The sequence below is a fragment of the Actinoplanes philippinensis genome, from assembly GCF_900113015.1.
Lineage (GTDB): Bacteria > Actinomycetota > Actinomycetes > Mycobacteriales > Micromonosporaceae > Actinoplanes > Actinoplanes philippinensis.
The window spans coordinates 49,535-67,705 of the sequence record NZ_FONV01000029.1; the positions used below are offsets into that span (position 1 = coordinate 49,535).

The window sequence follows — 18,171 nt, forward strand, 5'->3', positions numbered from 1 at the left end:
GTCCAAGGGTTCCGTAACCATGTAACCGACGAGTAACCTCCGGTCATTATCGGCGACGGGCTCACTCTTAAGGGATAGCAGTCGGCCGTCTGAATGGGAGGATCAGTGAAAGCTCGTCTGGGTGCCGTGCTGTTCGGCATCGGCTTCTTCGCGGTGGTGGTGGCCGCGGGGGTGGCGTTCTACGTGGCGCCGTCGGCGGCCCGGCTGCCCTATGACCTCAAGCTGTGCACGCCGCAGGTCACCGAGGACTGCCTCAAGCCCAGTGTGGCCGAGGCCAAGAACGCGCGGTTCCTCTACACCGAGGGTGGCGCCAACCCGGTCGTCAAGATCGAGACGGGCACGGTCCGCTCCACCACGGAGATCCAGCCGCTGGCGGACACCACCGACAAAGAGCTCGACGGCGGCACCATCGATGACAACACCGTCATCTGGAAGGCGTACGGCACCGGGACCTGGGTCGAGCAGAACAAGGTCCTCACCGCGTACGAGGCACGTCTCGCCGTCGACCGGAAGACCGCGGCCGCCGTCAACTGGCCCGGCCAGCAGCTCGACGATGTCGCGAAGGTCCAGGGCAGCACCGCTTCGACGCCCGATCCCGTGACCTTCACCGGTCAGCTCTACAAGTTCCCGTTCGGGACCGAGCAGACCACGTACCAGTACTTCGACCGTGACGTGAAGAAGGCGTTCCCGATCGAGTACAAGGGCACCGAGGACATCCAGGGCCTGGAGACGTACAAGTTCGTGCAGGTCATCCCGGAGACTCCGCTGGCGTTCTCGGCGGACCGGATCAAGTCGCTGCTCGGCGCGTTCGCGACCCCGGACGCCACCAGCGGCCAGGTCGTCTACTCCAACACCCGCACCATCTGGGTGGAGCCGGTCAGCGGCACGTTCGTCAAGGTCCAGGAGCAGCAGAGCAAGAAGCTGGTGCCGAACGTCGGCCAGCCCACCGCGCTGCTCGAGGGTGACTTCTCGTACACCGACGAGACCGTGACCAACAGTGTCGAGTCGGCGGGCGCCAACAAGTCCCAGGTGCTGCTGATCAGCCGTTACCTGCCGATCGGCGCCGCCGTGTTCGGCGCGCTCCTGCTGATCATCGGCCTGTGGATGGTCACCACCGCCCGCAAGCCCGTGCCGGCGAAGCACGCGGCGGGTGGCAAGCACGAGGAGATCACCGAGCCGGTCAGCGTGGAGAAGTCCGCCGGCTGATCGATTCCGATCGCCCGAGGGCCCGCATTCCCTAGTGAGGGGAATGCGGGCCCTCGGTCTTTCCGCCGGATCGACTGTGGACAATCCGGGTGGCGACGGTCGGCCGTTCCGCCTCTCTGGGCATCATCCGAACGGCCACCTGATCGGGTCACTGCTGGTCATCGACGTGTGGCACTCTATCGATCATGTCGAAGGCAGAGCCCGAAGTGGCTGAACGTTCCCCCGAGGCGCCGGTGGCGGAGGAGCCCGGCCGGCTCGGGCGCTGGGTCCGGTCCGACCCGGTCCGGGCGGTGGCGATCGCCCTGATCCTGGCGTCGGTGGCGTGGCGGGCCGCGATCGCCGACCGGGGCTGGTTCTCGCAGGACGAGTTCGTGATCGCGAACCGCGCCATCGACACCGGACTCACCCCGGACTTCCTGCTCGGCGTCTTCAACGACCACCTGATGCCCGGCGGCCTGCTGGTGGCCTGGCTGCTCGTCCGGGTCGACGGACTGGAGGGCTGGCCGTGGCTGCTGATGCTCGTCGCCGCCCAGGCCACGCTCAGTGTGGCGTTCTACCGTCTGCTGCGGACCCTGCTGCGCCCCGGGTGGGCCCTGCTGGTGCCGCTCTGCATGCTCCTGTTCAGCCCGCTGACCCTGGAGGTCAGCTCACTGTGGATGGTCGGGCTGCTGATGCTGCCGGTGCAGCTGGCCATGGTGCTCGCCATCGGCGCGCAGGTGCGGTATGCGCGGACCGGCCGTCATCGGCACGTGATCAGCCTGGTGCTGGCGGTGCTGTTCGGCCTGGCCTTCGACACCAAGGCGCTGCTGATCATCCCGCTCGTCTTCCTGCTGACCGTCTTCCTGCTGAGCAGCGGGCCGGCCTGGGCGAGCATCCGGTCGGCGATCCGCCGGTTCTGGCCCGGCTGGCTGGCCCTGGCCGCGGTGGCCGGCGCGTACGTGCCGTACTACGTCTCGCTGCCCCGCGCGGAGTTGCAGCAGCCCGGCTCGCCGACCGGTGTGGTGACCTTCGTGGTCGACCTGATCGGCGCCACTCTCGTGCCCGGGCTGTTCGGCGGACCGTGGGTGTGGGAGTACGCCGGCGACGGCCCGCCCCTGGTCGACCCGCCGGACGTGGGGGTGTGGCTGGCCTGGGCGGCGCTGGTGGCCCTGATCGTGGTGACGGTCCGGGCCCGCGCGTCGGCCGGCCGGGCGTGGCTGCTGCTGTTCACGTACGTCGCCATGGTCACCACCCTGTTCGTGGTGACCCGGCTCGGCGGCGCGCTCGGCACTCTCGGCGCCCTCGTCCCGCGGTATGTGGCGGAGGTGGTGGTGCTCGCGGCGCTGTGTGTCGGCGTGGCGCTGCTGGGGCTGCGCGACCGGGCTCGGCCCGACGACGCGACGTGGACGGTGCCGCCGCCGCTGCGGGAGCCGGGCGCCTACGCGGTCGGGCTGGTCGTCGCGGTCATCGCCGCGGTGACCGTGTCGATGGGCACGCTGACCAGCATCGCCCGGTTCAACGACAACTGGCAGACCAAGCACGCGAAGAACTACCTGGAGACGGCGCAGGCCGCCCTCGTCACCGCCCCTCCGGGCACCCGGCTGGTCGAGGACACCGTGCCGTACCAGGTGGTCGCCGGCTATTTCCACCCGGACAACCTCCAATCGCACTTCTTCCGGGCGGCGCCGTTGCAACCGGTCTTCGTGACCGAGGCCGAGACGCCGTCCATGTTCGACGAGGCCGGCCGGATCCGGCCGGCGACCGTGCAGGGCATCGACATCGTCGAGGGGCCCGACGACGGATGCGGTCACCAGGCCGGGTTCGGCGCCGGCACCCGGATCCCGCTGCGGGCGCCCGCTCCCGACTGGGAGTGGTGGGTCTACGTCGGATACCTGAGCTCCGGCGACTCGACGGTGACGCTGCGGCTGGGCGAGGGAGCGCACGAGTTCGAGGTACGGCGCGGGCTCAACCAGATCTACTTCAAGCTGCAGGGCGCGGGCGACGCCGTCCAGCTCACCATCCACGACCCTGGCGTACGGCTGTGCACCCGGGACATCACGGTCGGGAAGATCACGCCGAAGGCGTCCTGAGCGGGGCTCACCCCTCTCAACGCGCGGGGGCGGCGGCGGATTCGGGTGGCTCCCGCGACGGTGGGAACCCGCCATCCGATCGGGTCGAAGGATGTCGCATTGATCCGGACATCTGGCTAACTTCCGGATGCATGGCTGACATGAACATCGAACGCCGTACCCTGCTCGCCGGCACCGCGGCGGTCGCGGCGACCGTGGGCACGGCCGGTGCCGGGATCGCCACGCCGGCACACGCCGCCCCGGACGCCGCCGCGCCCGCCGACTGGAAGCACGCCGTCGCCGGCAACCGGGGCAGCGACATCGCGGTCAAGGCGGGCCGCGACAAGGAGGGCCGCTTCGGCGTCATGTTCAAACAGGCGGACGCCTACCAGCCGCCGGAACGGCTCCTCAAGTCGCTCGCCGCGCAGATGGGCGAGCCCGCCACACCGAACACCGCCGACCTCGACAACCCCCGGATCCCGGCCGGTTTCACGTTCCTCGGCCAGTTCATCGACCACGACATGACACTGGACCGCACCCCCCTGCCGGACGCCCAGGCCGACCCGCACGGGCTGACCAACTTCGACACGCCGCTCTTCGACCTCGGCTCGCTCTACGGGCGCGGGCCGGCCACCGACCCCGGGCTGTACGAGGCCGACCGTACCCGGATGAAGATCGTCCGCAACGCGAACGGCGTCGACGACCTGCCGCGCCGGGACGACGGCAGCGCGATCATCGGCGACGCCCGCAACGACGAGAACCTGATCGTCGCGCAGCTGCACCTGGCGTTCGCGAAGTTCCACAACCGGGTGCTCGCGACCGGTCTGGCGAGCAACCTGGCCGAGGCGCAGCGGATCACCCGCTGGCACTTCCAGTGGATCATCGTGCACGACTTCCTGGAGAAGATCGCCGGGCCCGAGGTGGTCGGCCGGTTCCTGGACAACAAGGGCAAGGTCAAGCGGGAGCACTACAAGCCCAAGAACCCGCACCGGCCGATGATGCCGATCGAGTACTCGGTCGCCGCCTACCGGTTCGGGCACAGCATGGTGCGCGCCGCCTACCTGCTCAACCAGCGGGAGCAGCGGCCCTCGGTGGCCGCCATCTTCGGTCAGCCCGGCGCCGACCTGCGGGGCAACCGGCCGCTGCCGGCTCGCCTCGAGATCGACTGGTGGCACTTCTTCGACGTACCCGGAAAGCCCTCCGCGGCGCGCAATGCCGCCCGCCGCATCGACGGAAAGCTCTCGCTGCCGCTCTTCAACCTGCCCACGACCGTCGTCGACGACGGCACGCCGTCACTGGCCGAACGCAACCTGATCCGCGGCAGCCGTCTCGGCCTGCCCGCCGGCCAGGACGTCGCCGCGCGGATGGGCATCACCCCGCTCACCAACACGCAGCTGGGGCTGCCCGAACCGGCCGATCCCGGCTGGACGGGCAAGGCGCCGCTCTGGTTCTACATCCTCAAGGAGGCCGAACTGACCCACGCCGGCGAGCGCCTCGGACCGGTCGGCGGCCGGATCGTCACCGAGGTGATCCTCGGCATCCTCGACGCCGACAAGAACAGCCATCTCTCGGTCAACCCGGGCTTCCGCCCGGCACCCCCGATCGCGGCGGCGACCGGTCAGTTCCGGACCGGCGATCTGATCAGGTTCGCCCACAACCTTTGAGGGGTACGGGCTGCGCGTCCCGGCGCGCAGCCCGCGACCGGTGCTTCTAGGGTGATCACATGGGCACCGGCTTGAATTCGAGAAAGACGCGGAGCGCGCTGCGGACATCGGCGAGCATCTCGCTGCAGCTGCTCCTGGTCCTGCTGGGCGGCTGGGTCGCGTGGCGGATGCTGGGCGGCGCCTGGTCGGTGATCTGGCCGGTCGTGATCGCGCTGCTGCTGACCACCCTGACCTGGCCGCCGGTCCGGTTCCTGCGCAAGCACAGGTGGCCGCCCGCCCTCGCCGCAGGCCTGGTGACGCTCCTCTTCCTGGTGGTCGCGATCGGCACCTTCATCGGCATCGCGGCCCCGGTCGCCGCCAAGGCGCCCGAGCTGGCCGACCAGGTCAGCGCCGGCATCCGGGAGCTGCAGAGCTGGGCCGCCGGGCCACCGCTGAACATCAGCAACGAGGACATCACCGGATACCTCGACACCGCCACTCAGAAACTCCAGGCCAGCGTCGGCAGCATCGCGACGGCCACCCTCAGCGGGGTCAGCTCGGTGTTCAACGGCCTGATCAACACCGTGCTCGCGCTGTTCCTGATGTTCTTCTTCCTCAAGGACGGGCCGCGTTTCCTGCCCTGGCTCAGCCGTCAGGTGCCCGGCCGGCTCGCCACCGACCTGCCCACCGTCGCCGGCCGCTGCTGGGAGGTGCTGGGCTCGTTCGTCCGCTCCCAGGCGCTGGTGGGCCTGCTCGACGCCGTGCTCATCGGCATCGGCCTGGCGGTCCTCGGCGTCGACCTCGCCCTGCCGCTGGCGGTGCTCACCTTCGTGACCGCCTTCGTCCCGATCGTCGGCGCCCTGTTCGCCGGGTTCGTGGCCGTCGTCATCACCTTCGTCACCGACGGCTGGACCGACGCGCTGATCGTGCTGGCCATCATCATCGTGGTTCAGCAGCTGGAGGGGAACGTCTTCCAGCCGATGGTGCAGAGCCGGGGCCTCGGCCTGCACGCCGGAGTGGTGCTGCTGGCGGTCACCCTCGGGAGCAGCCTCTACGGCATCGTCGGCGCTCTGCTGGCGGTACCGGTCGCCGCGATGATCGCCGTGCTCTGGATCTATCTCCGGGAGCAGCTGTCGGACAGTCCGCCGGCGTCGCCATCGGCGCCTCCGGGACCGGACGCGCCTCCGCCGCCCTCGTCCACGCCGCCGACTTCCGTTCCCGCGCCGGCCGCGTCCACGCCGCCGCCGGATCCGGCTCCCGCAGTCTCCTGACAGATCGGTCCGCTCTCGCCTTTCACCGGCGAGGGCGGACCTTTTTCACGTCTATTTGCTCGACGATCGGCGGATCGTTCCTGGGTGACCATTTCGGGGTGGTTTCGCGACGAGCACCTCGACGACTGTCGAGTCAGGTGGCCTTGGTCACCAGCCACTTCACGAATCCGCCGCACCACCTACCATTCGTTTTCGCAATCGCGGAGAAACAAAAGTCAGGAACTTCGCGGTGGGCGCACGGCCGATTCGGGGCGGCACGTTCGACCATCACTCTCCGGATTCACGACGCCATTCTCCGAAATGGCGACGACCCCCGGCCGGGCCTCATCGGGCCACGGCCGGGGGCCATGCCGATCTCACACCTCGACGCTCACACCTCGAGGTCGGCGGGCTGAGGGATCTCACGCAGATGACGGTTGTGGCGCGGCTCCTGCTTGGTCTTGGCGTCGTTCAGCCGGCGGCGCAGATCGTCGCGAACGTCCATGATCGCGGCGTGCAGGTCCTCCTCCGACGACGTGGTGACGATCTTGTCGCCTCCGCTGACCCAGCACTCCAGGGTGACCTTCTGGCCGCGGGCCTCCCGGTCCTTCACCGAGACCTCGAGTTCGGTGCTGTCGGCGTGGAAGGCGGCCAGCCGGGCGTCCAGCGTGCCGAACTGCTCCACGATCCAGTTACGGTCACCCTGCGAGAACCCGGCCCCGACACGCAGGCACTCGGCGACGGTGGCCGGGTTGGCGACGGCACTCATCTGATCTCCTCTTTCCGGCGGATACGGTCACCGTCCTCGTACCCTCCGATCCGAGATCTTGAACCGGCTCTTCACCGGTCATTTGTGCTGAAATGCATGTAGTCGAGGAGCGTCTTCCACTTGCCACCCCAGTAGAAGCCCTCCGCCGTGAACGCCGGCACCGCCCCGTCCTCGTGCATCATCCCCGGCCAGTAGTGCTCCCGCGCCAGCCACGTACGGCTGTTCGGCGGGTCCAGATAGTCACCGCGGATCATCGGATTCTGGCGCGGGTTGATGTCGATCGCCAGGCCGTACGAATGCTGCGACCACCGGGTGGTGCCCGCCACGAAGCGGCACTCGTAACCGGACGTCAGCACCGACTTGTCCTCGACGACCATCGGTTGCATCGCCATGATCGGGAACCGCCACTCGTACAGCCGGCCGAACGCCCGCTGAACCCCCTCCGCCAGCGTGTAGTGCATGATCACGTAGCCGTCGTGGGCGTTCCCGTCGAACCCCAGATAGCGCACCCAGATCTTGCGCAGATCCGTCGCCGGAACCGGACACTCCTTGGCCGGATCCCCATTGGCCTCGGCGGCGGTCACCGTCAGCACCCGGGTGCTCCACTCCGGCAGAGGCTGCTCGGGGGCGGTCAGGCGCAACAGGCCGTCCACACGCAGCGGCTCGCCCCGGGGCAGGCTGTTCCACCTGCGCAGATCGGTTACGCGTACGTCGTACCTCCGGGAGATCGACGTCAGGGTGTCGCCGGGCCGGATGACATAGGCAGCGGCCGGAGGCGCGGCGTCGGCGGGCGTCGCGGGGGCCAGCAGAAGCGCGCAGACGAACGCGCAGAGTGATCTTCTCACAGCATCCCAGAGTCACCGAGCCGGGCCGAATCCGCCGGAAAACCGCCCGCGATCACTCAACGGCGACCAGCTCGCCCCCCTTCGCGCCGCGGATTGACGGACATGGAGTCCGTCGGCGGGGTGGGGTGGCGCTGTTTGCTGGGCGTGGGTGATCAACGGATGGAGCATGTGGGGGCACGGCTGCGGCGCTGGCGGCTGCGGCGTGGGCTCAGTCAGCGGGTGCTCGCGGATCTGGCCGGGTTCAGTCAGGGGTACGTCGCGCAGATCGAGAACGGGGTCGCCCCGCTGGAACGGCGGTCCGCGCGGGAAGCGCTGGCCCGGGCACTTCAGATCTCCGTGGGAGAGCTGACCGGGCGGGCCGACGACGGCGCCTCCGGGTCACCGGCGGGTCCCGCGGCGATCGCGGAACTCCGGGACGGGATCGTCGCGCTGGCCGTGCCCGCGGTCGGCGGCGGTCACGGGACATCGTCATCCGGTGAGGTCGGCACCGATGTCCTCGACAGCCTGTATGCCGCGTGCCGTTACGACCTGCTGGTACCGGCCCTCGCCCGGGCGCTGAAGGGCCTGGCGGCGCGATCGAGGGCCGCCGACGTCCGGCCGGCGCACCTGCGGAACGTCGTGGAGGTGTGCGCCACGACCGTGGCCACCTGTGTGCAGCTCGGGCATCCGGATCTGACGCTCGCCCCGGCCGGTGTGGCGACGCGGGCGGCGGAGGATCTCGGTGAGCCCGCCTATCTGGGGTTGGCCAACTACACGCGGATCCGGGCGGTCGGAGCGGTGGCCGGGGCGGAGCTGGTCGTCGACGAGGGCATCGAGCGGCTCAGCCCGCATGTCGGGCCGGATCCGGTGACCGCCGCGATCTACGGGATGCATCATCTGATCAGGGCGGAGATGGCGGCGCGGGCGGGGCTCGCCGGGGTGGCGGCGGCTCATCTCGACGAGGCGGCGGCGGTCGCGGCGCACACCGGGGAGCGGCCGGACGACTGGTTCAGCTTCGGTCCCACGAACGTGGGGATGTGGCGCCTCGCGGTTCTGGTCGCGCTCGGCGACGGGGGCGCCGTGGGGACCCCCGCGCCGGGGTTCCACCCGGAGGCGTTGCCGTCGGCTCAGCGCCGGGCCACCTACTTCATCGACCTGTCCCGGGCCCTGTTGCAGGGACGTGGGCGCGAGGACGCGGCGGCCGCGGCCCTCTACCGGGCCGAGACGATCGCGCCCCAGCAGGTGTGTGCCTCGGACGGGGCGCGGGAGGCGTTACGGACGCTGCTGTCCCGCCCCCGGTACGGACGCGACGGCCGCCTGCGCGGACTCGCCGCCCGAGCCGGCATCCGCTGAGACGGGGCACGGGAGTATTAGTGGCAGTAATGGCCTGGGCCGGGGACCGGCTTAGCGTTCGGTCATGACGGAGACGCTTTCGGTGGTGCTGGCGCCTGATCCGGATGCGGCCAGCCTCGCCGGGGCCCTTGTTGCCGACGCCTGTCATGTCTGGCGGCTTCCGGGGCTGGTGCATCCGGCTCGGCGGGTGCTTTCCGAGCTGGTTCGTAACGCTGCCGAGCATGCGCGTACCGATATCCGGGTGACGCTCACCCGGCGCGGCGACGGGCTGTGCCTCGCGGTGTCCGACGGTGATCATCGGTTGCCGCGGCTGCGGGCGCCGGCGCCGGTGCGGCGGGGGCGGCCGCTCGATGAGCGCGGGTGTGGGCTGCAGGTGGTTCAGGCCGCGGCGGCCGGGTGGGGTGCGGAGCCCACGCCGGGCGGCAAGGTGGTGTGGGCGCTGGTGACGGCCGGCGGCTCGTAGGCCGGGTCAGGGGGTGGCGGTCCGGAGGGTTTCGGCCAGTTTCAGCACGTCCTGGTCGTCCGGCGAGTTTCCGCGGCCCTGGGACATGGCGTCGGCCAGGGCCCGTCGCTCGTTCGGTGGGAGGCGGCCGGCGCCCAGGCGGAGGCTCAGCGCCTTGCCGGTCCTGGGGTCGCGGACCTCCAGGGTCGGGGTGGAGACGATCCGGTAGCCGATGCGGGTGGTCACGGCGCCCTGGTGGACGTAGGCGGTGGCCAGGTCGATGCTGCGGGTACGGAAGGCGCCCCGGACGTGGACCCTCGTGCCGTCGAGCCAGGCGGCGGCGCGGACCGCCCGCACGATCGCGACCAGGAACGAGGTGGTCCACAGCAGGCCGATCACCAGGAAGATCAGGCCGGCGATCGCGAAGATCAGACCGAAGCCGGTGCCCTCGGCGCCGGGAAAGCCGGAGCCGACATCGTCGATGACAGCGGAGTCCTCGGTGAAAGGGGCGTCCTCGGTGAAGAGAGTGCGGGGGAACCAGTCACGCGGGTAGGAGGAGTACGCGAAGAGGAACCCCAGCGTGGCGGCCCCCAGACCGATCAGGGCGGCGAACAGGCCGAAGAAGACGGCCGTCCGGCGTTCATCGGGAGTCACCCCGACCGACAGCATGCGCATGACCACAGAGCGTAACTCGCGTGATCAATCGGTCATCACCCGGTTACGGCCGGCCTCTTTGGCCCGGTAGAGGGCATGATCAGCCCGGGCCAGCAACTCGTCGAGGGTGCTGTCGTGGTCGTCGAGGCTGGTCAGGCCGACACTGATGGTGACCGCGAGCGGGCCGGCCTGGGTGGGGACCGGCTCGGACGAGACGGCGAGGCGTACGCGTTCGGCCAGGTCGGCGGCGTGGCCCTCGTGGTCGGGCAGGACCGCGGCGAACTCCTCGCCACCGTAGCGTCCGAGGACGTCGGAGTGGCGCAGGCGGCTGCGGATCCGGGCGGCGACGGTACGGATGACCTCGTCCCCCACCCCGTGGCCGTACGTGTCGTTGATGGTCTTGAACTTGTCGATGTCCAGCATGACCGCCGCCAGCTGCCGGCCGTTGCGGGCGGCCGCCTGCACCAGCGCCCCGGCGATGGCGTAGAAGTGGCGCCGGTTGTGCTGGCCGGTCAGCTCGTCGGTGGTGGCGAGCTCCTGGACCCGGCTGAACAGGCGCGCGTTCTCGTAGGCGGCCATGCCCTGGGTGGAGAGCGCGGCGGCGACCTGACGGCTGGTGTCGTCGAGCCCGGTGCCGCCGACCAGCACCGTGGCGACGGGGCCGGAACGTCCGATCAGCGGCACCACGAGGGCTCCTGGCGCACCGGAGAGCAGCCTCTCCCGTACCCCCGCGCTCTCCGAGGGATCGAGAAGCTGGGGTGCGTCGCCGGCGGTGAGCTGCACCGCCGTCGCGATGGTCTCCGGCGGCGCCGCGCCGTCGACGTGCAGGACCTCGCCGGTGACGCCGATCAGGCAGGCCGCCGAGGCGCCGAGCTGGGCCCGCAGCGTGCCGCACAGGTGGCGCAGCAGTTTGTCGGGTTCGAGGATCGCGCTGAGCTCGGCGAGGCTGGCGCGCAGCATCTCGGCGAGCGCCTGCTGCTGGCGGGCGGCCTGGACGGCGGAGTGCAGCTGCGCGGCCCGGGCGGTCTCCAGGGAGACCGCGACGTGGCTGCTGACGGCGGTGAGCACGGCGACGTCGTCGTCGGTGAAGATGCCACGGGCGAGCCGGCTGTCCAGGTAGACGACCGCCACGGTGCGGCCCTTGAACTGGACCGGGGCGATCAGGATGCTGCGCAGGCCGTGCACGACCGCGCTGCGGGAGCCGAGGGCGGCGCCCTGGTCGGTGCCGGTGACGACGAGCGGCTCGCCGGTCCCGGCGACGCGGCGGACCAGGCTGCTGCCGTATTCACCGGTCTCGGCGAGGTCGCCGGTGGCGTCGCGGCCGGCGTAGCGGACCGGTTCGCCGTTCTCGTCGAGCAGGAAGAAGATGGCCCGTTCGGCGCCGAGGATCCGCAGCATCTCGTCGAGCGCGACGCTGGCGAGCTGCTGCGGGTCGAGGATGGTGGCGGCCGCGGTGCCGACCTGCTGCAGCGCCTCCAGGTGGCGGTTGCGGCCGGAGGCCGGGCGGCGTTCGGCGACGGTCCGGCGATGCGTGCCGGCGCCCTCGTCGACACCGAATTCGGTACGGGTCTGCCGGCGCCGCTGCTCCCAGCCGTGGAACAGGGCCATGCCGAGCGCGAAGCGGGCCTGCCGGTCGGCCTCGTTGGCGAGCCCCAGGGCACGCATGGCCCGGGCACGGATGCGGAACACCTCGTACTGCACGAACGGCGCGTCCACCCGGCGCAGCCGGCGTTCGGCCTCGTCGGCGACCTTGATGCACTTCTGCGGATCGCCGGCGGCCAGGTGCAGCGACGACTTCGTGGTGAGGTGGACGCAGCGCAGCAGCGGGGTGCCGCCGACCCGGCCGAGCTCCTTGACCGCCTCGGCGGCGACGGCGAGCCGGGCCGGGCGGTCCGCGTCGGAGGCGAACCGGAACTGGATGAGCCGGGCGTGCGCCATGTAGACGTAGATCCACCGGTGCTGCGGCATCAGGTCGCCGTGCCGCAGCCCGAGCGCGTGGAACTCGGCGAAGACCTCCTCCAGTTGCGGCCCGACGTCGCCCTGCTCGATCAGGGTGCAGGCGGCCGCGGTGAGCAGGTTGGCCCGCTGCACGCGGGTGCCGGCGCCGGGCGGGAACACGTCCCGCAGATGCTTCAGGGCGGCCGCGGCGTCACCGAAACGGCTCTGCGCGGCCGGGATCATGACGCTGAGCATGCCGAGCGAGGTGCCGAGCGCGAGCTGCCGGTCGGCCAGGCGCTGCATGCCGCGCTCGTACTCGCGGGCCGCGTCGTCGACGTAGCCGCGCAGCACGAACCGCAGGCCGAGGGTGGCGTAGCCGGGGATGAGCTGGGCGGGCACGTACCAGCGGGCGTTGCGGGTGATCGTCTTCTCCCAGACGCTGCCGTCGTCGGCGCCGCTGAACAGCAGCGCCACGCCCCGCAGCCACTCCACATAGGCGACCAGCCCGGGGTCGCCGAGCCCCTGCGCCACCCGGTCGGCCCGGTTCAGGCAGCGTTCGCTGACGCCACGCAGCCTGATCACCGCGGTGACGTAGCCGATCAGGGCGTACACGCGGACGTACTCGGGGCAGTGGCCGAGGCGGTTCACCGCGTACATGGCACGCAGCGCGAGGATGCCGGCCTCCCGCAGGCGCAGGCCGACCCCGGCGGCGTAGCCACCGGCATCCAGGACGGCGGCGAGCGCGGCCTGCACCTCCCGGTCTCCGCCGCGAGCGGTTCCGAAACCTATCCGGGTACGCCGTACGAGCCCGCCCGCCATCGCGATGAGCAGGGTCTGGACCAGCGCGAACAGTCCCCGCCCGGGCAGCGGCCGACGCAGCTCGGCGAGCGCCTCCCGGGTCGACTCCAGGGCTTTCCCGTCGTCCCAGAGCGTGTGGTGCAGCTCGATGCGGGTGGTCAGCAGCCGGGCCCGTTGCAGCCGGTCGGACGTGCCGGCGAGCGCCCGGTCGAGCACCGCGTCGGTCTCGTCGAACCGCCCGGCCGCCAGATAGGCCTGCGCGAGCAGGTGCAGCAGCCCGCTGTCCGGCGCGGGATCACCGTCGACGGCGTCGGTGAGGTAGTCGATGGCCTCGGCCGGGGACTGGTCGGCGAGGGCCCGGCGGCCGGCCGTGGCGGCGCTGCGGCGACGGTCCTCCGGTGCGGCGGCGTCACCGGCGAGACGGTGGTGACGGGCCACCGCGTACGCGTGGCCCTCGTCCCGCAGGTCCCCGGGCAGCCGGTCCAGCGCCGCGGCCAGCTCGGCGTGCAGCCGGCGCAGCGCGTCCTCGCCGACCCGGTCGAGCAGGACGTCCCGCAACTGCGGGTGGACGAAGGCGTACCAGCCGCCGGGCCGGGACTCCAGCACGTGCCGGTCGGCGGCGGCCGTGAGGGCGCCGAGCACCCGGTCGGTCCCGCCGATCGCGAAGAGCGGCTCGGGCCGGAACCGGATGCCGGCGGCCGCGGCCACGGTCAGGCAGTCGAGGACCTCGGCGGACAGGCCGGTGAGGCGGGCCGCGATCAGGGCGCGGACGTCGTCGGCCGGGGGCAGCGCGTCGGCGCCCGGCAGGTCCAGCCGCCAGCTGCCCCAGAACGGGCTGAGCAGGCCGGCGTCGAGCAGCCGCAGCAGGTAGCTGACCACCGCGAGCGGGGTGCCGTCGGTCCGGGCGATCACGTGCCGGACCAGGTCGGCGGGGACCTCGGCGCCGGGCAGGCGGGAGGCGATCACGTCGGCGACGGCCGGGGCGGGCAGCGGGGCGCAGGTCACCTCGACGGTGCCGGCGCTCTCCAGGCCGGCGGCCGGGTCGCCGGCGTCGTCCGGGGCGGTGAGCAGCACGAGGAGGGGCAGGCCGGCGAGTTCGGCGGCGAGCTTCTCGATCAGCTGGCGGGTGCCGGAGTCGAGGTGCTGGGCGTCGTCGACGGCCAGCAGCAGCCCGCCGGCCCGGGTGGCCAGCTCACCGAGGAACGCGGCCCCGGCGCCGAGCACGTGTTCGTCGCCGCCGGGCGCGGACTCGCCGGCGACGGCCGGGAGCCGGTCGCCGAAGAGCCGGGCGAGCAGCGCCGGGCCGGCGATCGTGGTGGCCTCGGCGATGTGCGTGTCGACGACCGCACGCTGCTCCGGGGAGAGCCGGCGCACCCCGGCGCGCCAGGCGGTGACCGCCTCCCGGGCGGCGGCCAGCGGCGACGCCTCGCCGGGGCGGCAGGTGGCCCAGAAGACCGGGAATCCGCCGGCCGCGGCCTCGGCGGCCAGCTCCTGGGCGAGGCGGGTCCGGCCGACGCCGGCCGCCCCACGGATCACCGCGATCCCGCCCTGGCCGGCGCGGGCCCGTTCCCAGCGGCGGCTGAGACGGCCGGCGTCCTCGGCCCGGCCCCGCAGCGGCCAGCCGGTGACCGCGGGCTGTTCGGCGGCCCGGCCGCCGGGGCAGGCGCGCAGGTCGGCCAGCAGGGCGGCGGCGTCCGGGTAGCGGTCGTCGGGGTCCTTGGCGAGCAGCCGGTTCACCACGGCGTGCAGGGCCGGGTGGATGCCGGGCCGCAGCTGCGCCAGGTCGGGCACCGGGGCGACCAGGTGCAGGCGCAGCAGCTCACCGACGTCGTCGGCCTCGAACGGCAGCCGCCCGGCCAGGCACTCGAACAGCACCACGCCGAGCGAGTACAGGTCGGAGCGCCCGTCGACCGGCCGTTTCAGCATCCCGGACTGCTCGGGCGAGCTGTAGAGGAAGGTGCCGACCGCCTCGTCGGTGTCGCCGCGCTCGGCGCCGATCTGGGCCAGGCCGAAGTCGATCAGGGTGGCCGGCTGGTCCGGGCCGACCATGATGTTGCCCGGCTTGATGTCGCGGTGCACCAGGCCCAGGCGATGTGCGGCGGCCAGGCCGCGGGTCAGCCGGGCGGCCATCGTGACCACCCAGTCCTCGGCGAGCGTGCCGCCGAGCTGGTCGGCGAGCGACCCGCCGGTGAGGTGGTCGAGCACCATGGCGGGCACACCGTCGAGGTCGCCGACCGCGTGCACCCGGACCACGCCCGGGTCGTCGATGCAGGCCAGCAGGGCGGCCTCACGGCTGAACTCGGTCCGGATCTCCGGGTGGGCGCCGGCGTCGGCGAGCGGGCGCTTCACCGCGTACCAGCGGTCGCCGCGACGGGCCCGGTGGACCATCGTGAACGCGCCACGGCCGAGCTCGTCGACCAGTTCCAGACCGGTCAGCTCTGTTTCCGTCACTTGACACTCACTTCGCGTCCGGCGTCACCGTGCTGTTCGGCACCAACCGGTTCGATCTGAACGTTCCCGGCCAGGGCCAGGAGGTCACCGGCGGCCGCGGCCGGGACCGGGCGGGCGAAGTGGTAGCCCTGTGCCCGCTGACAGCCGAGCGCGCGGAGCAGGCCGGCCTGGTCAGCGGTCTCCACCCCCTCGGCGACGATCGTCAGGCCCAGACCGGTGGCCAGGTCGACGATCGCCCGGACCAGCACGGCCTGCTGGGTGTCGGCGTCGTCGGCCGGCATGAACGAGCGGTCGATCTTCAGCACGTCGATCGGGAGGTCCCGCAGGTACGCGAGCGACGAGTAGCCGGTGCCGAAGTCGTCGATCGCCACCCGTACGCCCTCGGCTCGCAACGCGGACAGATGCAGCAACGCCTGCGCCGCGTGCGCACCGGAACGGACCAGCACGCCCTCGGTGATCTCCAGGGTCAGCGCCGCGGCCGGCAGGCCGCTCGCCCGCAGCGCCGCCAGCGCCTTGACGGTGAAGTGCGGGTCGACGAGCTGGCGCGGCGAGACGTTGACGGTGACCGTGGTGCCCCAGCGGCGGTGCCATTCGGCGGCGTCGGCGCAGGCCCGGCGCAGCACCCACTCGCCCAGCGCGACGATCAGGCCGCTGTCCTCGGCGGCCGGGATGAACAGGTCCGGCCCGACCGGGGAACGTCCCGGCGGCAGCCAGCGGACCAGCGCCTCCACGGCCACCGGGTGGGCGTCGTCGAGCCGCACGATCGGCTGGTAGTGGACGGCGAACTCGTCGGCGTCGACGGCGGCCCGCAGCCGCTCCAGCAGCCGGATCCGGTCGGCCTGCTCCTGGCGCATGGCCACGTCGAAGACCGCGGCCTGGTCCTTGCCGGCCGCCTTGGCCGCGTAGAGCGCCAGGTCGGCGTCGCTGAGCACCTGCACCGGGTCGGCGGTCGCGCCGAAGACCCGGATGCCGGCGCTCGCCGTGACGTGCAGCGGCTGGCCGGCGGCCGGGACCGGCTCGCGCAGCGCCGCCAGCACCGCGTCCCCGCGGCCGGCCGCCTCGTCCGGCCCGGCGCCGGGCAGCAGCAGCGCGAACTCGTCACCACCGAGCCGGGCCACGACCTCGCCACCGGCGGCCATGCCGCCCAGCCGGGCGGCCACGGACACCAGCAGGCTGTCGCCGGTGGGGTGGCCGAACCGTTCGTTGACGTCCTTGAACCCGTCCAGGTCGACCAGGATCAGCGCGCCGCCGGAGGGGTCGGCCAGCAGCTCCTCCAGCTGGGTGCGGTTGGGCAGGCCGGTCAGCGTGTCGTGGCGGGCCTGGTGACGCAGCGTCTCCTGCAGGCCGGCCTGCTCGCCGAGCGCGTCGCGGAGGCTCGCCGCGTGCCGGTCGGACAGTCGCGTGGTGTGGATCAGGCGCAGCACCAGCAGCAGGGCGGTCAGCGCGGTCGCGATCACCGGGACCACCAGGTCGGCGCGGTGGTTCTCGGTGAGCAGCAGATGTCCGGTGGCGGCCGGGCCGACCATGACCAGCACGATGTTGCCGATCAGGGCGGTACGGGCCCGGCCGGCCGTCGGCGCGGTGCCCCGCTCGACCGGTTCGCCGGCCTCCGGGTGCCGCGCCGCCGCGCCGATCAGCAGGAACGCCAGCAGCCACCCGGCCGCGCTCCAGCCCGGACCGGCCCAGGCGCCACCGTCGGCGGCGGCCAGGAAGTAGAGCACGTCGGCGGCGGTGAGCAGGCACGCCGCGGTCAGCAGCAGGCGGTCCGGCCAGGTGAGCCGCCCGTGCACCACGATCATCCGGGTGGCGGCGGCGAGCACGAGCAGATCGAGAGCGGGGTACGCCAGCGCGCACTCCGCTCCGGGCCAGTGCCCGCGGTCCATCACGAACGGGTCGTAGAGCGCCACCCAGATCAGCGCGGTGCCGGTGCACAGCACGATGCCGGCCTCGGTCATCCCGGCCCAGCGTGAGCCGCCCCGGCCCTGGGCGAGGTTCAGCAGACCGGCTGCCAGCAGCGGGTACATGCTCAGGTAGATGAGGTCGACGACGGTCAGGCCGTTCGGCGCCGGCCGGCCCGCGGCCATCCCGGCGCCCCAGATCGCGTTGGCGACCGCGCAGCACAGCATCGCGGCGGCCAGCGGCCACCAGGCGCGGCGGCGGGCCAGGTGGTGCCGGCGGACGGCGTTGCGGACGGCGACCAGCGCGGTTCCGGCCACCACGACGTAGGCGACCTGGCGCTGCGTGTCCCCGAGCAACGGCGCCAGGACAACCGGCAACGCGCCCGCGAGCAGCAGCCTGTACCAGCCACGATTGCGATCCGTCGAGGAGCCCACCCGATCACGATCACCCGCCGGGAGTGCGGATCGGGTGCCGGACGGGTGCTACTGAGATGCGGGCCAGTGCTCCGGCCTTCAGGCCGGGGGTGGAGGCCCGCGCGGGGAGGGCTGCTAGGCCCGAGCAGTGCCTTGACCGGGACGGTTCTGCTGGTCGATGTACTGCTTCACGACGCTCAGCGGTGTCCCGCCGACGGAGCCGGCGAAGTACGAACCCGACCAGAGTTTGTTGGCCCGGTAGTAGTGGCGCACGAGGTCGGGAAACTCCTGCCGCAGACGGCGTGAGGAGACGCCCTTGAGGCTGTTGACCAGCCGGGCCACGGCCACCTTGGGCGGGAAGTTGACCACCAGGTGCACGTGGTTGTTCTCGTCGTCCAGGTGACCGACGAGGCGTTGCCGCCGGTCGAGTCCGAGATCGGGATCGACCTGGGCCTGACTCACTTCGCGGTCATGTCCGACAGC

The 18,171-nt window shown here is 72.1% G+C and carries 12 protein-coding genes; 6 read left to right on the forward strand and 6 right to left on the reverse strand.

Annotated features, from left to right (window positions below; all coding sequences use genetic code 11):
• Positions 1–105: 105 nt before the first annotated feature.
• From pgfA to BM290_RS44075, 4 genes are all read left to right on the forward strand, one after another.
• Positions 106–1,206, forward strand: coding sequence for a cell envelope lipid trafficking protein PgfA (gene pgfA / locus BM290_RS44060; RefSeq protein ID WP_177320156.1), 1,101 nt, complete (start codon positions 106–108; stop codon positions 1,204–1,206).
• A 185-nt stretch (positions 1,207–1,391) separates the two neighbouring features.
• Positions 1,392–3,275 carry a hypothetical protein gene (locus BM290_RS44065; RefSeq protein ID WP_093621974.1) on the forward strand — a complete coding sequence of 628 codons (1,884 nt, stop codon included), beginning with the start codon at positions 1,392–1,394 and terminating at the stop codon, positions 3,273–3,275.
• Positions 3,276–3,406: 131 nt separating this feature from the next.
• Positions 3,407–4,918 (forward strand): peroxidase family protein, encoded by a 1,512-nt coding sequence (locus BM290_RS44070; protein WP_093621975.1) that lies wholly within the window; start codon positions 3,407–3,409, stop codon positions 4,916–4,918.
• A gap of 59 nt (positions 4,919–4,977) precedes the next feature.
• Positions 4,978–6,168 carry an AI-2E family transporter gene (locus BM290_RS44075; RefSeq protein WP_093621976.1) on the forward strand — a complete coding sequence of 397 codons (1,191 nt, stop codon included), beginning with the start codon at positions 4,978–4,980 and terminating at the stop codon, positions 6,166–6,168.
• Between the two features lie 370 nt (positions 6,169–6,538).
• Here BM290_RS44075 and BM290_RS44080 read toward each other — a convergent pair whose 3' ends face one another.
• On the reverse strand, positions 6,539–6,916 hold the full coding sequence (locus BM290_RS44080; protein ID WP_093621977.1) for an HPF/RaiA family ribosome-associated protein: 378 nt from the start codon (positions 6,914–6,916) through the stop codon (positions 6,539–6,541).
• A gap of 71 nt (positions 6,917–6,987) precedes the next feature.
• Positions 6,988–7,761 carry a M15 family metallopeptidase gene (locus tag BM290_RS44085; RefSeq protein ID WP_093621978.1) on the reverse strand — a complete coding sequence of 258 codons (774 nt, stop codon included), beginning with the start codon at positions 7,759–7,761 and terminating at the stop codon, positions 6,988–6,990.
• Positions 7,762–7,920: 159 nt separating this feature from the next.
• Between BM290_RS44085 and BM290_RS44090 the strand changes: the two genes are divergently transcribed.
• Positions 7,921–9,093, forward strand: a complete 1,173-nt coding sequence (locus tag BM290_RS44090; protein ID WP_177320157.1) for a helix-turn-helix domain-containing protein — start codon at positions 7,921–7,923, stop codon at positions 9,091–9,093.
• A gap of 64 nt (positions 9,094–9,157) precedes the next feature.
• Positions 9,158–9,556, forward strand: coding sequence for an ATP-binding protein (locus BM290_RS47875; RefSeq protein WP_143134175.1), 399 nt, complete (start codon positions 9,158–9,160; stop codon positions 9,554–9,556).
• A 6-nt stretch (positions 9,557–9,562) separates the two neighbouring features.
• Here the strand turns inward: BM290_RS47875 and BM290_RS44100 are convergent, their stop codons facing one another.
• From BM290_RS44100 to tnpA, 4 genes are all read right to left on the reverse strand, one after another.
• Positions 9,563–10,210: a hypothetical protein gene (locus BM290_RS44100; protein WP_143134176.1), complete on the reverse strand. Its 648-nt coding sequence runs from the start codon at positions 10,208–10,210 to the stop codon at positions 9,563–9,565.
• Between the two features lie 24 nt (positions 10,211–10,234).
• A complete protein-coding gene (locus BM290_RS44105; protein WP_093621982.1) occupies positions 10,235–15,376 on the reverse strand; it encodes a diguanylate cyclase in 5,142 nt (1,713 codons plus the stop codon).
• On the reverse strand, positions 15,373–17,709 hold the full coding sequence (locus BM290_RS44110) for a putative bifunctional diguanylate cyclase/phosphodiesterase (protein WP_093621983.1): 2,337 nt from the start codon (positions 17,707–17,709) through the stop codon (positions 15,373–15,375). Before BM290_RS44110 ends, BM290_RS44105 begins: the two co-directional genes overlap by 4 nt.
• Positions 17,710–17,823: 114 nt before the next feature.
• The coding region (tnpA, locus tag BM290_RS44115) for an IS200/IS605 family transposase (RefSeq protein ID WP_218163318.1) at positions 17,824–18,171 on the reverse strand (348 nt) is incomplete at its 5' end.